The sequence below is a fragment of the Actinomadura sp. BRA 177 genome (assembly GCF_013372625.1).
Lineage (GTDB): Bacteria > Actinomycetota > Actinomycetes > Streptosporangiales > Streptosporangiaceae > Spirillospora.
Window position 1 is genome coordinate 1 of sequence record NZ_JABXFD010000174.1, and the last position, 3,979, is coordinate 3,979.

4 protein-coding genes and 1 pseudogene are annotated in these 3,979 nt (G+C 73.2%); 3 read left to right on the plus strand and 2 right to left on the minus strand.

Annotation, left to right across the window (positions count from 1 at the left end; translation table 11 throughout):
• Positions 1-947: ATP-dependent helicase C-terminal domain-containing protein (locus HUX53_RS05785; protein WP_303623148.1), on the plus strand; the 947-nt coding region annotated here is incomplete at its 5' end.
• Here HUX53_RS05785 and HUX53_RS05790 read toward each other — a convergent pair.
• Positions 934-1,683: a TetR/AcrR family transcriptional regulator gene (locus HUX53_RS05790; protein WP_176402133.1), complete on the minus strand. Its 750-nt coding sequence runs from the start codon at positions 1,681-1,683 to the stop codon at positions 934-936. The genes HUX53_RS05785 and HUX53_RS05790 overlap by 14 nt on opposite strands.
• Positions 1,684-1,775: 92 nt before the next feature.
• Here HUX53_RS05790 and HUX53_RS05795 point away from each other — a divergent pair, with 92 nt between their 5' ends.
• Positions 1,776-2,732, plus strand: a complete 957-nt coding sequence (locus tag HUX53_RS05795; protein WP_176402134.1) for an ATP-binding cassette domain-containing protein — start codon at positions 1,776-1,778, stop codon at positions 2,730-2,732.
• On the plus strand, positions 2,729-3,523 hold the full coding sequence (locus HUX53_RS05800) for an ABC transporter permease (RefSeq protein ID WP_309237068.1): 795 nt from the start codon (positions 2,729-2,731) through the stop codon (positions 3,521-3,523). The genes HUX53_RS05795 and HUX53_RS05800 overlap by 4 nt, the downstream gene beginning before the upstream one ends.
• Here the strand turns inward: HUX53_RS05800 and HUX53_RS05805 are convergent.
• Positions 3,520-3,979: pseudogene (locus HUX53_RS05805) on the minus strand (hypothetical protein); the annotation flags it as partial. The gene HUX53_RS05800 and the pseudogene HUX53_RS05805 sit on opposite strands and share 4 nt — an antisense overlap.

Consider the following 3,979-nt stretch of genomic DNA (forward strand, 5'->3'; position numbering starts at 1 on the left):
GGGTTGTGGTGGCGTTGGGGTTTCCGGAGCGGGTGGCGCGGCGGCGGGGGAGCGGGTATCTGATGGCTTCCGGTACCGGGGCCGTGCTGGCGGAGGGGTCGGCGTTGGCCGGGGCGCGGCCTGAGTGGGTTGTGGTCGCGGAGGCCGACCGGCCGGCCGGGGCCGCGTCGGCTCGGGTGCGGCGGGCCGTGGTGATCGATGAGGATGTGGCCCGGGCGGCGGCGTCGTCGCTGGTGGAGACTGTGGAGGAGGTCGGCTGGCGGGACGGGGACGTGGTGGCGCGGCGCGTCGAGCGGCTCGGTGCGATCGAGTTGGACGTCCGGCCGCTGCGTGATCCTGATCCGGAATTGGTGCGGGCCGCATTGTTGGATGGTGTGCGCGCTGAAGGGCTCGGGCTGTTCCGCTGGACGCCGGGGGCCGTCGCGCTGCGGCAGCGGCTGGCGTTTCTGCATGAGGCGCTCGGGGAGCCGTGGCCCGATGTGGGTGACGCGGCACTGCTGGAGCGGGTTCCGGAGTGGCTGGCGGGGGTGCGGCGGAGGGCTGATCTGGCGCGGGTCGACGTGGCGGGGATGCTGCGGGGTCTGTTGGCGTGGGAGCAGGCCAAGCGGCTGGACGAGTACGCGCCCGAGCGGGTCGAGGTGCCGTCCGGGTCGCGGGTCCGGGTCGACTACTCGGAGGAGCGGCCCGTCCTCGCGGTGAAGCTGCAGGAGTTGTTCGGCTGGGAGGCCGCGCCCTCGCTGGCGGGTGGACGGGTGCCGCTGGTCGTGCATCTGCTGTCGCCGGCGGGGCGCCCCGCTGCCGTCACCGTCGACCTCGCGTCGTTCTGGCGGGAGGGGTACAAGGCGGTGCGGGCCGAGCTGCGGGGACGCTATCCCAAGCACCCCTGGCCCGAGGACCCGGCGAGCGCCGTTCCGACGAAGCGGACCAAGCGGGCTAGCGGGAGTTGATCAGGACCTCGATGCCGTCCAGGACGCGGGCGAGGCCGAACTCGAACGCGCGGCCGGGCGCGACGGCGGCGTTGTACTCCTGCCCGGCCGCGGTTCCGACACGGGTGCCGAGGGGGTAGTCGGCCTCGTCCACGAGCGCGTCCAGGACGGGGGAGACCGACTCCCACCACTGCTCGTCGCTCATGCCGCTGCGCCGCTCGGCCTCGGCGGCGTTGACCGAGACGCGGGCGGCGCTCTCGGCGAAGCCGGTGACGAGCGCGACGACGGAGTCCATCTCCAGGTCGGTAAGGCCGAGGCCGTCCACGGCGCGCAGCTCGTACTCGTACTTGCCGAGGAGGTTGGGGCCCATCGGCGGGCGCACCGTTGTGATCTGCAGCAGCCACGGGTGGCGGTGGAACAGCGCCCAGTTGTCGCGCGCGATGTGCTCCAGCCGGGCCCGCCACGTCGCGTCTTCGGGCGGGGTCAGCTCGCCGAACGCGCGGTCGGTCATGACGTCGATCAGCTCGGCCTTGCCGGGGACGTAGGTGTAGATCGACATGGGGGAGACGCCCAGCTCGTCGGCGATCCGGCGCATGGACAGGGCGTCCAGGCCGGCGGCGTCGGCGAGCGTGATCGCGGTCCGGACAATCTCCTCGGCGGTCAGCCGCGGCTTCGGCCCCCGCCGCGGCCGCTCCTGGACGCCCCACAGCAGCTCAAGGGTGCGTTTCGGGTCGCCGGTCCCGCTGTACTCGGTCACCGTCCGATCCTCTCAGGGATGAAACTCTGTACGACGTACGTTATATTGCCCCGGAACGTAAATCCGTACTGCGTACATAGTTTGGAGGGCGCATGACCGAACCACGGTTCGCGGTCGTCGCCGAGGGGCTGCGCAAGCGCTACGGCGACACCGAGGCCCTCGCAGGGCTCGATCTGCGCGTGCCCGCCGGCACCGTGCACGGGCTGCTCGGGCCGAACGGCGCCGGGAAGACCACGGCCGTCCGGGTCCTGACCACGCTGGCCCGGCCGGACGGCGGCACGGCGCGGGTCGCCGGGCACGACGTCGTGCGCGCGGCGGGCGAGGTGCGGCGCAGGATCGGGCTCGTCGGGCAGCACGCGGCGGTCGACGAGATCCTCGGCGGGCGGCAGAACCTCGTCCTGTTCGGCCGCCTCTACCACCTCGGCGCGAAGGAGGCGCGGCGGCGAGCGGACGAACTGCTGGAGCGCTTCCGGCTCACCGATGCGGCGGACAAGGCGGCGGGGGAGTACTCCGGCGGGATGCGGCGGCGCCTCGACCTGGCCGCGTCCATGATCCTCGCGCCGCCGGTGCTGTTCCTGGACGAGCCGACCACCGGCCTCGACCCGCGCGGCCGCAACGAGGTCTGGGACGCGATCCGGGCGCTGGTGGACGGCGGCACGACCGTCCTGCTGACCACCCAGTACCTGGAGGAGGCCGACCGGCTCGCGTCCGGCATCTCGGTGATCGACCACGGCCGCGTCATCGCCGAGGGCACCCCCGACCAGCTGAAGAAGCGGCTCGGCGGCGACCGGATCGAGGTCGTCCTGGACGACCCCGATGCGCTGACCTCGGCGGCCGCGATCGTCGGCCGGGTCGCGTCCGGGGAGGTCGATGTGGACGCCGAGAACCTGCGCATCGGGGCGCCGGTGACCGGACGGGCCGCCGCGCTGACCGAGGCCGTCCGTGCCCTGGACGAGGCGGGCCTCAGGGTCGCCGACATCGGCTTGCGACGTCCCACGCTCGACGAGGTGTTCCTGCACCTCACGGAGAAGAAGGAGGTGCCCACGTGAGCGTGCAGACGCTTCGCTGGGCGGTCGCCGACGGCCGGACGCTCACCGGCCGTGCCCTCGCGCACTGGGTGCGGCAGCCCGGCCAGATCGTCATGGGGCTGCTGTTCCCGGTGATGGTCGTGCTGATGATGGGCTACCTGTTCGGCGGCCAGATGGACGTTCCCGGCGGCGGCAGCTACCGGGCCTTCATCGTCCCCGGCATGTTCGCGCTGACGATGGCGTTCGGCGTCGAGGAGACGTTCGTGCGCGTCGCGGGCGACGCGGCGAAGGGCGTGACCGACCGGTTCCGCACGATGCCGATGTCGCCGTCCGCCGTCGTCACCGGCCGGGTGACCGCCGACATGATCTACTCGGTCGCCGGGCTGGCCGTGATGGCGGCCTGCGGGGTGCTGATCGGCTGGCGCGTCGAGGACGGCGCGGCGAAGGCTCTCGCCGGGTTCGGGCTCCTGCTGCTCCTGCGGTTCGCGCTCGTCTGGATGGGCGTCTTCCTCGGGCTGATGGCCAAGGGCCCGGAGTCGGTGGTGGCCGTGCAGATCCTGGTGTGGCCGATCGGGTTCCTGTCCAGCGCGCTGATCGCGCCGAGCACGATGCCCGGCTGGCTGGGTGCGATCGCCGAATGGAACCCGATGTCGTCGACGGTGACGGCGTGCCGGGACCTGTTCGGCGCACCCGTCACCAGTGACTCCTGGGTGGCGCAGCACAGCCTGCTGATGGCGGTCGTGTGGCCGCTGGTGATCGCGGCGGTGTTCGTCCCGCTGTCGATCCGCCGCTACCGGGCGATGGGCCGCTAGAGCAGGGATGCGCGGTGCCGGGCCAGCGGCAGCGCCGGGTAGCACGCCTCGGGCAGGGGCTCCGTGCCGTTCAGGACGGTGCGGAGCCTCGCCCCGACCGCGGCGGCGTCATAGGGCTGGACGACGCACAGCTCGGCCTGCATCGCCTGCCGCGCCGCGCCCATCAGCGCCGGGACGTCCCCGACGATCACGACCTCGGACGGAGCATCGCCGTAGGTCAGCCGGACGGCGAGGGCGTGCATCCCGGCGGTGCCGGCGCCCTCGTAGCGGAACTCGCAGACGAGGCGGTCGCCGTCCAGCGGCCCCTCCTGGATCAGCCACGCCTGGCCGGGCACGACCCGTCCGAGCGACCCCTCCCAGGGCGCCGCCGGGACGTCGCCGAGCCCGTCGGCCGCCCGTCCCGCCGCCTTGCGTCCCTCCGCCGGGCCGATCGCGGCGATCGCCCGCAGGAACGCC